This window comes from Rhizobium sp. GW821-FHT14E12 (assembly GCF_058803745.1).
In genome coordinates, this window is the sequence record NZ_JBXAPH010000002.1 from 365303 (window position 1) to 384351 (window position 19049).

The 19049-nt window shown below is 59.2% G+C and carries 15 protein-coding genes; 5 read left to right on the forward strand and 10 right to left on the reverse strand.

Features of this window, described 5'->3' with window-relative positions:
• Positions 1-12: 12 nt before the first annotated feature.
• The 4 genes from AC1RO0_RS09905 to AC1RO0_RS09920 all read right to left on the reverse strand — a co-directional run bounded on the left by AC1RO0_RS09905 (position 13) and on the right by AC1RO0_RS09920 (position 5933).
• Positions 13-1323 carry a glycosyltransferase gene (locus tag AC1RO0_RS09905; protein ID WP_498592723.1) on the reverse strand — a complete coding sequence of 437 codons (1311 nt, stop codon included), beginning with the start codon at positions 1321-1323 and terminating at the stop codon, positions 13-15.
• A gap of 14 nt (positions 1324-1337) precedes the next feature.
• Entirely contained in the window at positions 1338-5318 is a 3981-nt protein-coding gene (locus AC1RO0_RS09910) for an amino acid adenylation domain-containing protein (RefSeq protein WP_498592724.1), read from the reverse strand.
• Between the two features lie 94 nt (positions 5319-5412).
• On the reverse strand, positions 5413-5781 hold the full coding sequence (locus tag AC1RO0_RS09915; protein WP_498592725.1) for a hypothetical protein: 369 nt from the start codon (positions 5779-5781) through the stop codon (positions 5413-5415).
• Positions 5781-5933 (reverse strand): hypothetical protein, encoded by a 153-nt coding sequence (locus AC1RO0_RS09920; RefSeq protein WP_498592726.1) that lies wholly within the window; start codon positions 5931-5933, stop codon positions 5781-5783. Before AC1RO0_RS09920 ends, AC1RO0_RS09915 begins: the two co-directional genes overlap by 1 nt.
• Before the next feature lie 202 nt (positions 5934-6135).
• Here AC1RO0_RS09920 and AC1RO0_RS09925 point away from each other — a divergent pair, with 202 nt between their 5' ends.
• Both AC1RO0_RS09925 and AC1RO0_RS09930 read left to right on the forward strand, forming a co-directional pair.
• The gene (locus AC1RO0_RS09925) at positions 6136-7887 is read left to right on the forward strand and encodes a sensor histidine kinase (RefSeq protein ID WP_498592727.1); all 1752 of its coding nucleotides are present in this window, start codon (positions 6136-6138) and stop codon (positions 7885-7887) included.
• Entirely contained in the window at positions 7884-9194 is a 1311-nt protein-coding gene (locus AC1RO0_RS09930; protein WP_498592728.1) for a sigma-54-dependent transcriptional regulator, read from the forward strand. Before AC1RO0_RS09925 ends, AC1RO0_RS09930 begins: the two co-directional genes overlap by 4 nt.
• Before the next feature lie 68 nt (positions 9195-9262).
• On the opposite strand, the gene AC1RO0_RS09935 is transcribed toward AC1RO0_RS09930, so the two are convergent.
• From AC1RO0_RS09935 to AC1RO0_RS09960, 6 genes are all read right to left on the reverse strand, one after another.
• Positions 9263-10108 carry a carbohydrate ABC transporter permease gene (locus tag AC1RO0_RS09935; RefSeq protein ID WP_368511835.1) on the reverse strand — a complete coding sequence of 282 codons (846 nt, stop codon included), beginning with the start codon at positions 10106-10108 and terminating at the stop codon, positions 9263-9265.
• 5 nt (positions 10109-10113) lie between these two features.
• On the reverse strand, positions 10114-11052 hold the full coding sequence (locus tag AC1RO0_RS09940; protein ID WP_498592729.1) for a carbohydrate ABC transporter permease: 939 nt from the start codon (positions 11050-11052) through the stop codon (positions 10114-10116).
• Between the two features lie 89 nt (positions 11053-11141).
• Complete coding sequence (locus tag AC1RO0_RS09945; protein ID WP_498592730.1) at positions 11142-12389, reverse strand: ABC transporter substrate-binding protein; 1248 nt, start codon at positions 12387-12389, stop codon at positions 11142-11144.
• Between the two features lie 454 nt (positions 12390-12843).
• Entirely contained in the window at positions 12844-13989 is a 1146-nt protein-coding gene (locus AC1RO0_RS09950; protein ID WP_498592731.1) for an ABC transporter ATP-binding protein, read from the reverse strand.
• A gap of 134 nt (positions 13990-14123) precedes the next feature.
• Positions 14124-15083: a PfkB family carbohydrate kinase gene (locus AC1RO0_RS09955; protein WP_498592732.1), complete on the reverse strand. Its 960-nt coding sequence runs from the start codon at positions 15081-15083 to the stop codon at positions 14124-14126.
• Between the two features lie 3 nt (positions 15084-15086).
• Complete coding sequence (locus AC1RO0_RS09960) at positions 15087-15887, reverse strand: aldolase (RefSeq protein ID WP_498592733.1); 801 nt, start codon at positions 15885-15887, stop codon at positions 15087-15089.
• Positions 15888-16123: 236 nt separating this feature from the next.
• On the opposite strand from AC1RO0_RS09960, the gene AC1RO0_RS09965 reads away from it, so the two are divergent.
• The 3 genes from AC1RO0_RS09965 (at position 16124) to AC1RO0_RS09975 (ending at position 19011) form a co-directional block, all read left to right on the forward strand.
• The gene (locus tag AC1RO0_RS09965) at positions 16124-16885 is read left to right on the forward strand and encodes a DeoR/GlpR family DNA-binding transcription regulator (protein ID WP_153367625.1); all 762 of its coding nucleotides are present in this window, start codon (positions 16124-16126) and stop codon (positions 16883-16885) included.
• Between the two features lie 606 nt (positions 16886-17491).
• Positions 17492-17692, forward strand: coding sequence for a hypothetical protein (locus tag AC1RO0_RS09970; RefSeq protein ID WP_498592734.1), 201 nt, complete (start codon positions 17492-17494; stop codon positions 17690-17692).
• A gap of 590 nt (positions 17693-18282) precedes the next feature.
• The gene (locus tag AC1RO0_RS09975) at positions 18283-19011 is read left to right on the forward strand and encodes a helix-turn-helix domain-containing protein (RefSeq protein WP_498592735.1); all 729 of its coding nucleotides are present in this window, start codon (positions 18283-18285) and stop codon (positions 19009-19011) included.
• The last annotated feature ends 38 nt before the right edge of the window (positions 19012-19049 follow it).

A 19049-nucleotide genomic window follows, 5' to 3' on the forward strand; every position in this document is an offset into this window, starting at 1 on the left:
GAGAGAGTTCACTCAGGCGGATTTGAACCTCTTGCCGCTTTGGGGGACCTTGGTGGAAGAAGACAGTAGGCCCCAGACACGCAGCGCATCGATGGCGCTTTCAATGCCGTGCTCCGCCCTCAGTTTCTCGCCGAGCTTTCTCGCCGCCTCGCACATGTGTGGTGCGTCGGCGTCCAAAATTGCCGAGGCGAGCGAAGTGGCGGTCAGCTTTTCTCTCGGCAATGCTCTGGGGGCGACACCCAAATGTTCGAGCCTTGCAGCCCAGAAGGGCTGATCGCCAAAAACAGGCGTGATGACCGAGGGGATGCCGGCTCTGGCGGCGGCGGCGGTCGTTCCCGCGCCGCCATGATGCACGGCCAGGGCCATGCGCGGCAGTAGCCAGTCATGCGGCGCGCGCTCGAGGGCGAAAATCGTGCTGCTATCGAAGTCCGCCTTCTCGCTCAGACCTCCCCATCCTGTCGCCAGGACGGCGCGTTTGCCAGTCATCTTGACCGCACCGAGTATCGTATCGGTAAATCCCGCCGCATCATGATGCATCATGCTGCCGAAGCCGATGTAAATGGGCGGTGGACCACTCTCCAGAAACTGCATCAACGCTTCGGAGGGCCGCCATTTCTCCTTGCTTTCCAGATACCATGGTCCGGTCACACGAGTTTGCTCGGGCCAGCCTGCCGAAGGTTCGATCAGTGTCGGGCTGAAGCCGAAAAGGCGCGGATGGTTGAGAAATTTATCCTGAAAGGGTGCAAAGCGCGGGTAGGCCGGTAGTCCCAGAGCAGGCCTGACGATCTCGTTATAGGCGGGTTTCAGGGTCTTCCAGACCAGAAGACGGGCCGCGTGGCCGAGCGCCTTGTTGGCAAAACCCGGAAGGCGGTACATCCATTGCGGCAAGGGCAGTGGCGGAGATGTGTGGGACGGCAGCGTCGGCATCAACTGGCTCTCGACGACTGGCACCCCAAGGCGCTCTCCGAGCGACGCAGTCAGATAATAAACCATGCCGTTGCCGATCAGCAGATCAGCCCCTTGCGCGGCGGCGCGACCCTGTTCAGCCCAGTCGACGGCCATGGCCAGCAATCTGCGGCGGGCTTCCGCCATGATGGCGAACGAGGCAAGCCCGCGCTCCATCGTTCTTTGGTCGCTTCGCATCCAGGCGAGAAAATCGCCGTTCAGGCAAGCGTATTCTATGTCGGCATCCCTTACCAGATCGGCGCAACTCGGATCGGTGGCGATGCGGACCTGATGGCCCGCCCGCCGCAACCCCAATGCAAGGGCGACCAGGGGACGGACATCACCTTCCGTCCCAATGGTGAAAATGGCAATTCTCATGAGCTCGTCGTCCTCTATGCCGTCATGGCATTTTCGGAATAGTCGGGTGCCCGCAGAACCAGGAATTCGCGAAGCACCTCGGCCTGAACGACGGCACCGATTTCCGCCGCCGGGGCGGCATCGAGCATCTCTTCGTGATGGCAATTGAGATGACGACGATAGACCCGCCCGCCGACATGGGGGAGCCACGCTTCGGCGCGATAGTTCATCACGTCATCGATGGCTTCTCCCTTGCCGCGATTGGCTGAGAAGAAATGCATGTCCAGCTCGGCAAATCCCGGCTTGAATTTCCGGGCAAGACCGAGGTGATGGATGATGATCGCGCGCGCCTTCTCCAGAATATCGGGCTCATATGTCTGGATTTCATGGATCAGCGGATGATTGCCCATATCATACTGGGCAATCAGATAGTCGTACAGGATGGAGAAGGCGGGCCGGCTGGGGTCGAGTGCCGTTATATCGACATCGACGCCAAGGAAGCCGAGCGCCGCCTGGACCAGAATGACGTCATCCGATGAGGCCTCACGGTCCTTTTGGCGATAGGGATAGGAATCCAGCAGGCCGAGGAACGCCACGGTCTCATCCTCCTCCCGCAATTGCCGGGCCATCTCGTGGGCGACGAGGCCGCCAAAGGACCATCCGAGGATATGGTATGGGCCGTTGGGCTGTATCTTGCGTATGCGGTCGACATAGCGCTCGGCCATTTCCTCGACTGTGCCGGGCAAGTCGGAGGGATCGCTCAGTCCTTCCGATTGCAGGGCGTAGATCGGCATGTCCTGTGCGATATGCTCGGCAAGCGAATGGAAGGCCCAGCCCATGCCGAGAACCGGATGGATGCAGAATAGTGGCGCTGAATTCCCCTTTTTACGGATCGGCAGCACCGGATCGAGATACTCGTTTTTCGGAGTGGGATTGCCGATCAGCACGGCGAGGCTGGCAATTGTCGGCAATTCGAAAATTGCGCCCAGCGGAATGGCCGCGTTGATTTTCGAGCGTACGGCGGCGATCATTCTGGCGGCGGCGAGGGAATCGCCACCGAGCTTGAAGAAGCTGTCGTGGATGCCGACCTCATTGAGCCCGAGCGTTTCGCACCATATGCGGGCGATCATCTTTTCCGCCTCACTTCGAGGCGCAACGAAGCCTTCCTGGATCTGCCATTGGGGTGCTGGCAGCGCATGCCGGTCAATCTTGCCATTCACGTTGAGCGGTATGGCGTCCAGCATCACATAGGCCGAGGGGATCATATGGCTCGGCAGGCTGTGGGCCAGTCTGGCGGAGATGTCAGTCGAGCCGATTGCATCGCCAAGCGCCGAGACCAGATAGGCGACAAGCCGTTTGCCCTGGCCCGGATCCTCGCGAAGAATGACAACCGCCTGACGGATTTCAGGCTGCGAAACCAGAGCAGCCTCGATCTCGCCGGGCTCGACACGGAAGCCGCGGATCTTGATCTGATGGTCGTTCCGGCCAAGATATTCCATCACGCCGTCATTGCGCCAGCAGGCCATATCGCCGGTGCGATACATGCGGCTGCCATCGCCGGCGAACGGGTCGGGCAGAAAGCGTTCCTGAGTGAGGTCGGGTCGGTTGAGGTAACCTTTCGCAACCCCTGCGCCGCCAATGTAAAGTTCCCCCGCGAAGCCGGGCGGCAAGGGGGCACCGTTGCGGTCCAGAACGTAGAGCCTGGTGTTCCAGATCGGGCGGCCGATCGGGGGCATGTCGAGATCCTTGCCCTTCAGCGGCATGGCGGTGGACCAGATCGTGGTCTCCGTCGGGCCATAGACGTTCAGCACCGCATGATCGAACCTTGCCATCTTATGGGCGAGATCGGCGGGAAGCGCTTCGCCGCCAACCACCGGGCGCAAGCCACGCACCCCATTGCCGTGATCCTCGAGCAAGGCACGCCAAAGCGATGGCGTCGCCTGCATGATGGTGGCCTTCGATTGCTTGAGAAGCTGTGCAAGAGCCGCCGGATCCCGCACGGTTTCGCGAGGAGCGATGATGGTTCGTGCGCCCGCCAGGAGGGGCAGGTAAAGCTCCAGCGCTGCAATATCGAAGGCGATTGTGGTGACGGCCAGAAGACGATCCTCTGCCGTCATTTTCAGAAGGTCTTGCATGGCGAACAGGAAGTTCGTCAGCGCGCGATGCGGGATCTCCACGCCCTTCGGTCGTCCGGTGGAACCGGATGTGAAGATGACATAGGCCCTGTCGTCGGGGGAAGGCGCGCCGGTCACCAGATGTGGTGAGCAATCCTCCGGGTGGTCGAGGAGCACCGTCGGGATACCCTCCACCGGAAGCTTGGCCGCAGCCTCGCTGGTGGTGATGATCGCGCTCGGCTTCGCATCCTCGAGAATGATGCCGATACGGCTTGGCGGATCGGAAGGATCAAGCGGCAGATAGGCGGCTCCCGCCTTGAGCACGGCAAGCAGACCGACGAGCATCTGCTCCGAGCGGGGGGCAGCTACTGCCACCAGATCGCCGCGCGCGACACCGCGCTTGCTCAGAAGGCCTGCCCAGTTGTCCGAGGCGGCATCCAGCTCGGCATAGGTCAGCTCCTTGTCGCCGAAGGCAACGGCAACCGCATTCGGATTGTTGGCCGCCTGCTGGCGGAAAAGTTCCGGCCATGTGAGATCGGGGACCGCACGCGCCGTATCGTTCCACTCCACCAGGACCTTTTGTCTCTCTTCATCCGAAAGCAGGCTGAAGGAGCTCAATTTCTGCCCAGGCTCCGTCAGCAGCGTGTTCATCATCTGCGTGAAGCGCGCCTCGTGCGACTGGAGTTCCTCCAGGCTGTAAAGACCCGGATTGGCGTCGAAATCGATGCGAATCTCGCTGCCGTCGCCGCGATCATAGGCAAAGATCGTCATGTCGTTCATCGAGCCGTTGGACAGGTTGTGAACGGTTGTCGGATGGCCGGCGAAGCGAAGATCGTAGTCGAACGGCTCGATATTGACGCCGAGCCAGGCGATCTGTTCGTCGTGGCGCAGAAGACCGAAATCCCGGCGCATGTCCTCATAGCGATAGCGCTGGTAGCGCAGCGCCCGCATCATCTGCTGCGACACCTGCTTGACGAGCTCCTGCAGCGTCAGGTCGGGCGAGAGCTTGAAGCGCAGCGGAACGGCATTGGCCATCATGCAGGGAATGCGGCGCATGGCCGGGTTGATGCGCGCGGTCAGCATCGTCAGGATGACCAGATCTTCGTAATCGGTCGCCCGGGCGTAATAAGCTGCGACGAGCGCGATCAGCATTTGCGGAACGGAGGCACCCAGCTCCTTTGCGACGCTGCCGAGGGTATGGGCATTTTCGGCGCTCAGATAAGTGCTGTGGCGGAGCATGCCGCCTGTCGGCGCCGCGCGCCGTTTGGCCAGCGTGGGCGGCGGCGGTGTTTGCTGGAGCTGGTCCGTCCAATAGGCGCGATCGCGCTCGAAATGCTGTGACGTGCGGTAGGCCCGATCGGCCTCCAGCATCTCTTCCAGTGTACCGTAATCGACCGGTGCGGGTTCCCGTCCTTCTTCCAGCGCCGTATAGATCTCGGCGACACGGCGCGACGACAAGCCGGCTGTGAAGCCATCAAAGGCGATGTGATGCGCCCGCTGGAACCATAGCCAGTGATCGCCGGCAAGCTTGAGGAGCGCGCTGTCCCACAACCTGTCATGCGCAAGATCAAGGGGCGCCAGCACTTCCGCTGCCATCCAGGCTTCCGCTGCCTTTCGCGGTTCCTCGGTGATGGAAAAATCGACCACGCTGAATTCGCCTTCGAATTCCTCCAGCACGAGCTGGTGAGGCTGCCCTTCGATCTCGTGAATGCGAAGCCGGGTGGCGTCGATCTCTTCCGTCAATTGGCGTAGTGCCCGCCGAAAATTCTCCGGATTAACCGGCCCGTGGATTTCGACAGATTCCGCAAGATTGAAGATAAGGCCAGTTGCCCCAACCTTCTCGCCGATCCACATGCCGGCCTGCGCCGGAGAAATCGGGAGACGTCTCTCCTTCCTAGTCATTCTTAAATCCTTAAATCCATATCTCTTTTGAAAACCCTGCTTTAGAGAACGGCGGCGGATGCAGAACGGGTCTTTGGTTGCTGCTTCAGACCGCTTAGATGCCGAACGGCCCGTTGATCGGACACTTTTCTCCCACGGCGCGGTCCCCATCTTGCCAGACTACGGTCTGGTCTTTGCTCAACGCACTTGTCACCTTGAAGCCTTTCAGCGTGGAGTAGGTCGTCTTCATCGACGGGCAGCCCATCGCTGGTCCAATCGACCGCCTGAGCTTGCCATGATCGTCCTCGACTGCATCGCCGAGGTGTGTCGTCTGCCGGCGCACCGTCTCGCGCGGACAATTGCGCTCGCCGTCGGGTCGGCAATGATGATGCCGAGGGCAGGCATCCTGTCGGGTATTGACGGTTGGCGGTTCTTCGCAATCCTTCGGCCCGGCAAGGGCCTTGCCCGGGTTGAAATCGCGCATCAAAAACCCCGCGCCAGATAATCGCTGTCAAAGTCAGCAAGCGGCGAATTTTGCGGCAGGATCCGATCGGGCAACGTAAACAGGGCGAGCCGCGCTCCCCATTTTGCCGGCATCATCGGTGCGCGGAAATTGCTTTGATTGTCCGGCGACATGACCCTTTCCTCTCCGATAGGCCCAACACTTCGACGCTCCGCGCAGGATGCAGGAGATCACCTCATGCTACTAGTCGCTAAAGAAAGTTTGATCTAAATTACTGTTTTAGATCATATAATTTTATATTTTTGCTGCAGCGCAATGCGATTTTGTGCAAAATCTTGCATAGCGAATATAAGGGGATTGCAGTATCCTGCACTAATGAAGCATTTGTCGTTGAAAGCCAAAATCGCGGTGCCGATCGTAATCCTGCTGCTGATGGCGGGGCTGTGGAATCTGGTGACGTTCTGGATGGAAAAGGACGCGCTCGCGCGGCTGGAGGCGAGTGCGGAGCTTGTTGCCCGTCAGCAAACCCGGTTCATGGATAGCGAACTTGCCAAATATCGGCTGCTTCCCGTGGCGCTCGGGGAATACAGCGACCTGGAAGACGCGTTGGCCAGCGGATCGTCTGCGGTAGCCTCGCGTCTTAACAACAAGCTTGCATTTCTGGCGGCACAGACCGGAGCGCCCGTCATTTACATCATCGACGGCAATGGGCGGGTCATTTCCGCCTCGAACGCCGATACCCCGGAAAGCTTCGTCGGCCGCAACTACGGGTTTCGTCCCTATTTTACCGATGCGTTGTCCAGCGGCTCGGCAGAGTATTATGCCGTCGGCGATCTCAGCGGGCGCCCGGGCCTGTTTCTGTCGCGGCGGGTCGGCAGCGCTCAGGGCGCTCTCGGGGTGGTGGTCGTCAAATATGAGTTTCAGGCGCTGCTGCGTGTCTGGGCAGAGGATCTGGGTCAGACCTTCGTGATCGATCCGCGCGGCATTGTGCTTGCCTCGACCGATCCGGGAGAGGAGTTGCGGACATTCCGGCCGCTTTCGGACGTGGACCGTGCGCAGATTGCCAAAAGCGGCCAGTTCAGCAACGTGCCGCTGGAGCCTAGCCGCCACAGCTTCGTGGCGGATGGAATGATGCGTGATCCATCAGGCGCGCTGTTGATGCCGGTTGACGAGCCGATCGCTGAGACAAAACTGAGGCTGATCCATGTGGTGAAGGCGGCGCCGGCACTGCGCGGCGCGCGCGATCTTGCGTGGCTGACCTCCATTGCCGCGACCATTGTTCTGGTTGCCATCGCCGTCACGATCTACTGGCGCATGACTCGCGCTGCTCGGATCGCCGCGGATCGGGCGGTGCTCGAAGCCGCCGTCACGACACGCACCGCCGAACTGAGCACCGAGATGGCCGAACGCGAACGCGCGGACCGCCGCTTTCGCGAAGCGCGGGAAGAACTTGCGCAGGCAAACCGGCTGGCCTCTCTCGGTTCGATCACCGCTGGCCTGATCCATGAGATCAATCAGCCGGTGGCGACCATCCGCACGCTCGCCGAAAACGCGCAGCATCATCTGGCAAACGCCCGCATGGATCGCGTTGCCGCCAATCTGGCGACGACGGTCGAGCTGACGGCCCGGATCGGCGCGATCACCCAGGAAATGCGGCGTTTCGCGCGACGCGGGAAGGGCGAAACCGGCCGGGTGCCGCTCGATGGAATGATAGAGGGTGCGTTGCTTCTGATCGGCGATCGCTTTCGTAATGCGGAGGTGCGCCTTGATCTGCCGGAGCCCGGCCAGCCCGATGTGCTCGCCAATCGCGTTCAGCTGGAGCAGGTGCTCGTCAACCTGCTGCAGAATGCGCTGGACGCGGTGACGGGCCGTTCCGATCCACGCGTTGTCCTGAGCGTCGACGGAGACGAGACATCGGCCATGCTTGTCGTCGCCGATAACGGCCCCGGTATCGATCCCGAGTTGGGCGAAAAAATATTTAGCCCGTTCGTGACCAGCAAACCCGACGGTTTGGGTCTTGGGCTCGGTATCGCGCGGGACATCGTTGCCGAATTGGGCGGCACGCTGAAAATCATGCCGTCGCCGCTCGGGGGCGCGGCTTTTGTGGTCAAGGTAAGACGAGCATGACACAGATCGAAACGTTGCGCTTAATGCTTGTCGACGACGACGATGCTTTTCGTGTCGCATTGGCGGATTCGTTTGCAATCGCCGGGCTGGATATCGAAACTTATAGCGACGGGCACTCCGCATTGGCGAGCTTGAACGCCGACTTTCCGGGTGTCCTCGTCACCGATATCCGCATGCCTCGCGTGGATGGACATGGCGTGCTGGATGCCGCTTTGGCCCGCGATCCGGAACTTCCAGTGATCCTGATGACCGGCCATGGCGATATCGCCATGGCGGTGGCCGCATTGAAGCAGGGCGCGTTCGATTTCATCGCAAAGCCGTTTGCCACGGATCACATGATCGCCAGCGTCCGCCGCGCGCTCGAGATGCGCCGTCTGGTGTTGGAAAATCGTCGCCTGCGTCTGGCAGCCGCCGAGGCCGAAGAGAGTTTGCCGCTGCTTGGCGAGACGCCGGTCATGGTTCGGTTGCGCGAGACCATTCGTCAGCTGGCAAGTGTCAACGTCGACGTGCTGATCGAAGGCGAGACAGGAACCGGCAAGGAGCTCGTCGCGCAATTGCTGCATCGCTGGAGCGCACGCCGCGCCCGGCGCTTCGTGGCCGTGGACTGCGCGGCTCTGCCTGATGCCATTGCCGACGAGGCGCTGTTCGGCAATCGGCTCCAGCGCGGGCGGATCGCCGATGCGGACCGCGGCACGCTTTTCCTGGACGAGATCGACAGCATGTCGTCCGCATTGCAGGGGAAACTGCTGCGGGTGGTGGAAGAGCGCGAATTGCCCTCGGTCGCGGGTGAGCCGCGCGCCGTCGATTTGCGGATCATTGCTGCCGCCAAGGACCATCTTGCCGGCGCCGTCGCAAACGGGCGCTTCCGCTCCGACCTGCTTTATCGGCTCGAGACGGTTCGGTTGCGAATTCCGCCCTTGCGCGAGCGGCGGGCGGATGTCGGGCTGCTCTTTGCCTACTTCATCGGCGAGGCCGCCAAACAATTCGGGCGGCCGCGCCCGGTGATCAATGCCGCAATCGAAGCACGGCTGATCTCGGACAACTGGACCGGCAATGTTCGCGAGTTGCGAAACTTCGCGACACAGACTGTGCTCGGTCTCGGGCTTGCCAATGACGGCGATGGCGACCGGCTTTCGCTATCCGAACAGATGGATCGCTTCGAGATCGGTATCATCCAGGCGGCGCTCAACCGCGCCCAGGGGGATGTGGGCCAGGCCGCCGAAGCCCTGAAGCTGCCGCGACGAAGTCTTTACGCCCGGCTGCAGCGCCATGGCATCGACGGGGCGGCTTTCAGAAGCCGTGGCTGATCTGGCGAATAACATTGCAGGGCCGTTGTCCGGCACTGCGGGCTGTTTGAGAGCGGTGCCTCGGCACTTCAACTCTTGACCGAGCCGGCCGTCATGCCCGCCAGAAAGTAGCGCTGGGCGACCAGATAAAGCACAAGAAGCGGAAGCGATCCGAGCACGCTCATTGCCATCATCTCGTTCCATTCGAAGGCATGCTGGCCCATCAGAAGCTGGATGCCGATCGGGACGGTTCTGAGATTCATCGATTTTGTCAGCGTCAGGGCGAAGAGGAATTCGTTCCAGGCAAGCAGAAAGGTGTAGACAGCCGTGGCGACTATGCCGGGAACGGAAATGGGGACGATCACCCGCCAGAGGGCCGTCCAGCTAGAGCCACCATCTACCAGCACGGCTTCATCCAGCTCCTTCGGCAGGGTGTTGAGGTAACCGGTCATCAGCAGGATGGCGTAAGGCAGGGTGAAGACCATGTAGGTCAGGATCAGCGCCAGGTAGGTGTCGAAGATCCTGAAGGCTACCACCATTCCGAAATAGGGAATGAGAAGGGTGATGGGCGGGACAGTCTGCGTGCTGATGATGAAGATGTTCAGCGTGTTCTTGAAGCGGAAGGAATAGCGGCTGAAGCCATAGGCGGCGAGGATGGCGATGACGAGCGTCAGAACGGTGACGACGCCGGCGACGAAATAGCTGTTGATGAAAAACCGCACCTTTACCGGGTCGTTGAAGATCGTCAGATAGGCCGCGATCGTGAAGTTTTCCGGCAAAAGCCTGGGTGGCAGGGCGAAGATTTCGGTGTTCGATTTCAGCGAGCTGAAAAACATCCACACGATCGGAAATGTGGCAAAGACCAGTCCGGCTGCCAGTCCGATATAGGTCAGGACGGTCGGCAATACCGAGTTTTTGAAGGAGCGTTTTGCCATGGCCCTCACCTTTGCCGCTGATGCTTGATGTAGAAGTAGGTGACGCTCATCGACATGATGAGGATGATGATTGCGCTCGCCGAGGCCAGTGAGAATTCATAGCGGGAGAAGGCGAGCTTGTAGGTGAAGGTGCTGAGCACTTCGGTCGAATAGATCGGACCGCCGCCTGTCGTCATCCACACCAGCGGGAAGACCTGCATCGTCCAGATGAAATCCAGCAGCGCGATGCTGATGATGATCGGCGTCAGCTGCGGGATGGTGATGTGCCAGAATTTCTCAAAGCTGTTGGCGCCGTCGATGCCCGCCGCTTCATAAAGTTCCTTCGGAATGCCCTGAAGGCCGGCGAGCAGGCTGACCATGTAGAGGGGATAGCCGGCCCATATGTTCGCAAATGTCAGGGCATGGATTGCGGTGCTCGTCGAGGAGAACCACTCCACCTTGAAGTTCACGATATGGAGCGCCATCAGGATGCTGTTGACGACGCCGTTGGGATCCAGCAGCAGGCGCCAGATAATGGCGATGATGACGGCGGTGAACAGCCACGGCAGGATGTAGAGAACCCGCAGGATGCTGCGAATGAGCGGATCGACCCGGTTCGTGTTGAGCAGGAGAGCGAAGGCAAGACCGATGATGAAGTGGAAGACTACGCTCATCACCGTGAAATAGAGCGTCTGCACGACCGACTGCCAGAAGACCGGATCCTCGAAAATGGTCAGATAGTTCTGCAAGCCCGCAAATGCCGCGTTCTTCTTCATGATGGCGCCATCCATCAGGGAATAGCGAAAGACCATGATCATCGGAAACAGCATCAGCAGAACAAGCAGAAGCGTTGCCGGCGAGACGTACAGATAGGGCACCAGACGCCGCAACGCCTTGGAATGAAACTTCCTCTTCTTGCGCCGTTTTGGTTGCGTAGCGACCAGAGCCAAGCTGGAATGATCCATGTGGTGTGACTTTCCACTCTACAGAAAATGACAACGACCACGTTGGCAGCGCGGGATCGCGCCGCCAACGTTCGGCAATGCGCCATAGCTTAGAATTTGGCGAGCCACGCCTTCTGCGTATTGGCCGCGGCTTCCTTGGCCGTTTGCCCGCCATCGAACTCCTTCTGCACCTGGATGTTCATGTCGCGCATCAGTTCCTCGGCAACGGGCAGGCCGACGAACTCGTTGGCCGGATAACCGCTCTGGAAGATCTTGAAGGCCTCCGCGAAAATCGGGTCGGAGGCGACGAAGTCGGGCTTTGCCTTGACGTTGCCGGGGAAGGCGTTGGCGATCGAGACGAGGCGACCGTTCACGTCTGGGCTCATCAGATATTCGACCAGCTTCCAGGCTTCCTCCTTGTGCTGGCTGGCTTCGCTGATGCCTATTCCCCAGGATGCATAGGGAAGGCCGCGCTTGCCGGTGTAACCGTCGGCGGCCGGCAATGCGGAGATGCCGAAATTCAATTTCGGATTACGCTCGCGGATAAGGTTTACGTGCGCGAGGGAGTCGACCATCATGCCGACACGGCCATTGACGAACTCCTCGACCTTGTCCTGTTCCTTCTTTGCGAAGATGCCCGGCGAAATCACGCCGTCCTTGTGCAGCGAGGCGATGTATTCGAGCGCTCCGACGACGGCCGGGTTTTCGAGATCGGGCTTTCCGTCTTTCAGCATCGATCCACCCGATGCCCAGACCCATGACATAACGTCGTTCTGTATGCCGCTCGGCGATTGCAGCGATAGCGGCAATACCCAGCCATACTGGTTCTTGGAGGCGTCGGTCATCTTCTTCGCGGCAGCGGCGAATTCGGAGCGGGTCGTCGGCATCTTGTCGACGCCGGCTGCCTTGGCCAGATCCAGGTTGACGAAGACCGGGTAAACGAAGGACGCCAGCGGGAACATCACGCTCTTGCCATCGACCTTGATGATGTCGGCGATCTGGCTCTTGTCGTAGTTCGCTTTTGTCATCAGCTCGTCCATCGATGTGATGGCGCCCTGCTTGGCAAGGCCGTTGACCCAGGCGCCATCGAGACCAACCACGTCGCTGAGGGTTCCCGAAGCGGCGCCGACGACAATCTGATCACGCGTGGTGGCATAGGGACCGCTGACGAGCGTGACCTTGATGCCGGGGTTCTTGGCTTCGAAATCGTCCATGATGTGACGCAGGGCGCCCGCTGGCATTTCGGGTTCCCACCACTGGATGAACTCGATGGTGGTGTCGGCAAATGCCGTCGTGGCGCAGAGCGCCCAGGCAACCGCGGCGACCCTCATTGTCATGCCGAATTTTCTGATATTCATTTTTCCCTCCCTTTGAACTTTCTGTTGATCGATCCTCCCACAGATCGCGATGAAAATAGGTTCTTGAGGCCTCTGCCTGTCAACGAAGAACTGCGATCGGCAACAGGCGCGGATCTCGAGCCAAAAACGGCCTCCTTACAAACCGTTGATAAAAAACGATAAAATAGAATCTCATCGCCAAGCTTTTTCTGCCTCGTTTACGCCGTTTGCGAGATGCTTCCCTCGATTTTCGTAAGCAAATGAAAGTTTAAGCAATAAATCGAAATTCAATCTATTGCGTCTTACGGGAGATGATTTTCCGCTATTCTATCAACATATGAAGGATTATTGCGATGCAACATTGAGAGCACAGTATCGCAAACATGTTTTCGATTTTCGTAAGAAATGCGATCGAGGACGGCGAGCGTCCGACAGTGAGATCGGGAGGCCGTCGGCAAAGCGGGAAACGCCGTTATCACAGCGCCATGTGCGTCTGCGGGTGGAAGAAATGCAGCTTAGCCGGATTGATGGCCAGATCGATGCTTTTACCCGCCTCGACCGTGCTGACGGCTTCGAACTTCGCGACGGCATTGGCCGCACCGTTGAGGTCCGAGACGGTATCAGGATCGCCGGAGTCGACGCGAACCGCCTCGATGCAGAGGTGCACGATCAGTTCGGAGCCAAGCTCCTCGATCGATTTAACGAGAGCCGGGATCGTCGGATGCGCGGCACCCGAAGGCAGGTGTCTGTCGTGGAGATCTTCCGGCCGGATACCGAAGACGACGGTCTTTCCTTCGAAATTGGAAAGGCTAGGGGCACGCGTGAAGGCGCTCTCCGGCAAGGGGATGGAGAACGCCGGCGTCTGGATGCTGTCGCCCTGCAGGCGCCCTTCAAAAAGGTTCATGGACGGCGAGCCGATGAAGCCGGCAACGAAGGCATTGATCGGATGGTGGTAGAGCGCCTTTGGTGTATCCACCTGCTGCAGCACGCCGCCCTTCAGGACCGCGACGCGATCGCCCATCGTCAGCGCCTCGGTCTGATCATGGGTGACGTAGATCGTCGTGACGCCCAGCTGCCGCTGGAGGCTTACGATTTCGGCGCGCATCTGCACGCGCAGCTTCGCATCGAGGTTCGAGAGCGGCTCGTCCATTAGGAAGGCCGCGGGCTCGCGCACCATTGCGCGCCCCATCGCCACGCGCTGGCGCTGGCCGCCGGAGAGCTGAGCGGGCTTGCTGCCCAGCAAACTCTCCAACTGGAGGATCTTGGCGACTTCGTGAACGCGTTTGGTGCGTTCGTCCTTGCTCTTGCCCGCCAGCTTCATCGAGAAGGCGATGTTGTCGAAGACGGTCATGTGCGGATAGAGCGCATAGCTCTGAAAGACCATGGCGATATCACGGTCCTTGGGCGAGAGATCGACGACATCTTGGCCGCCGATGCTCAATGCTCCACTGCTGATCTCCTCAAGCCCGGCGATCATGCGCAGCGCCGTCGATTTTCCGCAGCCTGAAGGGCCAACCAGAATCAGAAACTCGCCGTCATGGATCGTCAAGCTCAAATCCTTGATCGCATGGAAGTTGTTTCCAAAAGTCTTGTAGATCTTGTCCAGTACAACTGTAGCCACGTCATTTCCTCCCGGTTCCCACTCTCGACCGCATCTGGCGGCGGCCCTCGTTCACCACCTTCCAGCCCTCTTTTCGTGGGGTTGCTACAGGCGGACATCGCAATGCTATCGATATGGTCATCGGCTGTGCCCGATTATTCAGGCGCCGATCTGGATCTTGTTTCGGCATCAAGCGCGCGGGGGACGGGTGCATTTTCACCCGTCATCCATGCTTGGCATGTCCGGTTGTCGGGCAATCCCCTGCGTCCGCCACGAGCCGTTACGGAAATGGCGGCGGCGGCTGTGGCATAGGCCACGCAATCGAGCGGTCTGTTTCCTTCCGCCAGGGAGAAAGCATAGGCGCCGTGAAAACAGTCGCCTGCGCCGGTCGTATCGATCGCCTGCACCGCATGAGCCGGAACGTGCCAAAGGTTAGCGTCATCCTTCTGCCGGACGTAGGAGCCGCAATCGCCATCGGTGAGCACGACCGCGGAGCGCTCGGGAGACCAAAACTTTTCGAGGATTGCGGCAGGATCGCTCTCGCCCGTATAGGACCTGGCGAAGGAGATCGGCAGCACCAGATGATCGGCCAGGGCCACGATCCGATCGGTCGCCGGGCCGACAGTCCATTCGATATCGGCGACGATGGAAAGGCCAAGCGAGCGTGCGCGCGCAACGACCGACTGCGAGTGCACGGAATAGCCGTCGATCAGGAGCACCGGCGCCTGCATCAGCACGTCATCCGGCAGAGCTTCCGAGGTCCCGTGCAACACGTCGTCGTCATAGGCAATGAACCGGTCGCCGTCGGGGCCGACCGTGATCACCGACCGGATCGGCTGAGCGGAGGGATGGCGCGGCGCGAGGGATATATCGACGCCATCCCGCTCGAGCTCTTTGCCGCCGACATCGGTTGACGGTTGGTCGTTCAGCCAGCCGATGAATGCGGCTCGGCCGCCGAGCCGGGCAACGGCCACCAGGGCCGTCGCCACGTTGCCACCATGTTCAGTGGCGCGTTTCGTCACCTTTCCCTTGCCGGCCGTCAGCACCCGGTCGACATAGATGATGTCATCGATTGCCAGGGCGCCGAAGCCCAGAACATGGAAAGGGCGCGACATGTCTTACGCGCCGGCAGCGGTCAGTGCCTCTTCCGGCGTCATTCCATCATGGATGACGAGCCTGAAGGCGCGCGCGGCCTTGGTGGTGTCACCGTGACCCCAGAGATTACGGCCAACCACGGCACCTTTGGCGCCGGCCCGCAGGGCGTCGGACGTCTGCTTCAGGGCGCCAAGCAGCGTATCGGTCTTCGGGCCGCCGGCGATGACGACGGGGACCGGGCAGGTCGCCACTGTTTCGCGAAAGCTGTCGAAATCGCCGGTGTAGCCGACCTTGATGACGTCAACGCCGGTCTCATAGCCGATACGCACCGCATAGGCGATTTCGTCCGGCGTGAAGACGATCTTGCCGCCATTGGCGAAGTCGCGCGGATAGACATGCGCGACAACGGGCATTTCAAAGCGGGAGGCGGCATTCACCGTATCGGTCAACCAGCGGATATATTCGCCTTCGGTATCGCCGCGCACCGGAATGGCGACTGCGAGCGCATCGGCGCCGTAACGTACCGCGTCCTCAGGTGTCGCGATGAGCTGGCGAATGCGGTCGTCGGCGGTGAAACAACCGGCCTGGATGACCAGCGCCGCCTTGCCGGCATATTCCGACCAGAGATGCCGCGCGGCACCCGGCTGAATGCTGATGTAGTCGGGACGGCCACTCATGACGCGCCTCAGCGCGCCCGGCAGATCGGCAAGCCCACCTTCGCGCACATTGCCATAGCCGACGAAATGATCGACCGCGCCTCCGAAAAGATTACCTGACGGATTTGAGAACAGACGGGAGAGGCGAATTTTTGTTCCGAGACCCATTTCAAAAAATCCCTTTACGGTTGCGGGTGCTGATGTCGCGTGGACCCTAACTCGAAAATAAAACAATATTCAATATTTCGATTTCTTTCGTTTTGATCCATTTTTGGATTTTTCACCGTGCTATCACCCGATAGTATCGACTTTTTGCTTTTTGGAAGCGAGATGGTGCGATAGGTAATCTTTCGATTTTCGAAAGAATGGGCCGATCATCGGCAAAGGCAGTTTTGGGGTCGCATATGCTTGCAGAACAACGACGGCATCAGATCTTGTTGGAACTTCAGCGGGTCGGTCAGGCGCGCACCCGTCAACTCGCGGAGTTTTTCGAGGTTTCGGAAGTGACGATCCGGTCAGATCTCGAAATCATGGACGCCAAGAAGCAGCTGATCAAAACCCATGGAGGGGCGATCGCCCTTCCCGCCGATTCCCCGGCTGCCGCTTTCGAAGAGCGCATGCAGCGCAATTTCGACGCCAAGCGGCGGATCGCTCAGTTGGCCGCGCGTCAGATCATCGACAACCAATCGATCGTCTTCGACAGCGGCTCCACCCTGTTGCAAGTGGCCATGCAGATGCCGCCGGTCTCCAACGTGGTGGTGGCGACGACGGCCATGAACATCGCGCAGCATCTGATGTACCGACCGGGACTTGATGTGCACATGATCGGTGGCCGGGTCTTTCCGAGCACCGTCAGCACGATCGTCTCGGATTCCGACAAGGCGCTCGGCGGTCTCGTTGCCCATCAGGCCTTCGTCAGCGCCCACGCAATCGACCAATCCTTCGACGTCGTCGATGTCTCGGAAGATATTGCCCGCACCAAACGCAATCTGGTCCGCATGGCCCGCCGCGTGGTTCTCGTGGCGGATTCCAGCAAATGGGATATTGGAGCGTCATCCAAGGCCTTTTCCCTGTCGCGCGTCGATCTGATCATCACCGACAGCAACATGCCCCACAGCATCCGCAACCGGGTGGAAAAACTGGGTGTGGAAGTCCGCTACGCGTGAGCGGCGAATGACTTGTGGGATGCCCTCTTCACCTTTGGTAGGGTGATGTCAGCCGCCGGCCTTTTCCACGAGGCAATACCGGCCATGCAATCCCCGGCGTGCATAAGGAGCGAGCTGTCGCCGACGAGACGACCGGCGGCGGCGTAGCTATGTGGATTGAGCGCGATAGCATCATGCATTTGCTTGCCTCAAGTTGCCGCAATTCGCCATGTCCCTCGCGATGGTCGCGCGTCGCTTTTGGAATTGCGAAGGACGTTTTCGAAGGCGAACGGTGCTGACTTTCAGCGCATTAGTCCCATTTGGGGCCGCTTTTGAGGGCGTACAAAACGCCAAGGCCCACCGTGCTTTGTATGCTACTGCCCAATCAATGCCAAGTTTATGGGCTCTTAGATCGACTAATAGACATATTGCAATGTCTAGTATTTTGAATATGTCGCTCGATCAAGTAACAAGTCACTAATGAAGTCATCCTGTCCGGAGCTTGCGCCGTGAAGCATAGAGTTGGTGTGATTTGGCGTTGTCTTGAAAAGACTCTATGTTTCATCCTGGATTAATTTTATATTAGGAATATCATAACCAATATATATTCATGGCGTAGGATTACCAATGGTCGAATTCAACTTCAATGAGCCTCCAGCGGGTGATGCCGCTGCCGATATCTCGAGCGAGTGCCAGCGCCAATTGCTGCCTATCGTTCAAGAGATGGTCCAGGCGGCGGTTGTGGCTGGATGGAATCAGAAGGATGTTCTTCTGGCTTTGGTGGATCTCGGATGGGATCTGTATGAAAATCACCGCGACGATCCGTAATAAGCAGATATGGTTCGACGGGTCTGCGATACCTCTCTTTTACATTGATTATTATTACATTAGTTACAACTAATAATAGTATGGAATCGGGGCTGTAGATACGCGATAGGATAGAGTTGCTGCCCGTTAGCCTCGAGCCGGACCGGTCAATCGCCGAGTTCTCCCTTTTATCGGCGAAGAGCGCTACTGTCATTGAATTGCATCGATTATTTCTTTCTTTCGCCTTGTATACGATTCCTCCTTCACAACCGAATGTTTTGCCCTATCTGATTTTGTTGCGATACGCCGATTTTGCGGGCGGCGTTGCGCAAGCAGGGTTGGGAAAATAAGGAATTTCAATCTTTGATTGAAATTCCACCTGCTTATTCGTGCATGCAGTATTTCGTTCGGCGGGGCGGTACAGAATGAATGATTCGGAAGAGGCTCGGGAACGAGGCGGCTACCGCGCCGTCGATTCCGGGCGGACAGATCGATATGTCTTCGATATAATTCCTCAAAGCGCTGGCCCGAGAAGGGCCACCACGCGTGGAAGCGTGATACACTCCATCCGCAGTCCTGGGTCGCAGACGTTCCTGGCCAAGGAGCATGCGGTGGCCATCGTGTTGTCCCCTGCATCCGGGTTGAGAGCCTCGCTCGGCAGCGACAGGATCACGGAATATGATGCACCGGTTGGCTGCATCGCCGTTAATCCCGCCGGCGTGGACAGTAGTCTTGCCTGGACGGAAACCAGAAAAAATCTCGTCGTAGCGATACCTCCGGAAACACTGTCCGAGCTGGCTCTGCAGGAGCTCGATCTCGCCACTGTAGAGCTTCAGCCGCCCGCTTTCGGCACCGTCGACCTCCGTGCCCTCGACATGGCCCGGAGGATTTCCGTCGAGTTAACTGGGAAGGCAACTCCGAATGAACTCTATCTGGATTCATTGGTTACCCTATTCGGTGTTCATCTGCTTCGTACCTACGCAAGTCCCATGAAACAGCTTCCATTGCCCAAGGGTGGGCTCTCCGCCAAAAGCGCTCGACGCGTGGAAGAGTATCTTCGCGAGCATTTTACCCAAAAGGTTCACGTCGCCGAGCTCGCGGCGGTCGCCGGCATTTCACCGAACCATTTCATCTTGCGGTTCGCCAGGACGTTCGGCATGCCGCCGCATCGCTACCTGATCAACCTGCGCCTGGACTTCGCCGAAAAACTGCTGATCGACGGCGAGATCGCGATTGCCGAAATCGCCTATATGGCCGGATTTTCGGATCAAAGCCATTTGGCCACCACGATGAAGCGGTACAGGGGCAAGACGCCGACAGAGCTGCGATTTATGGGATAATCGCCGCGAGCTTCAGCGCTGGCGCCTCGAACAGATCC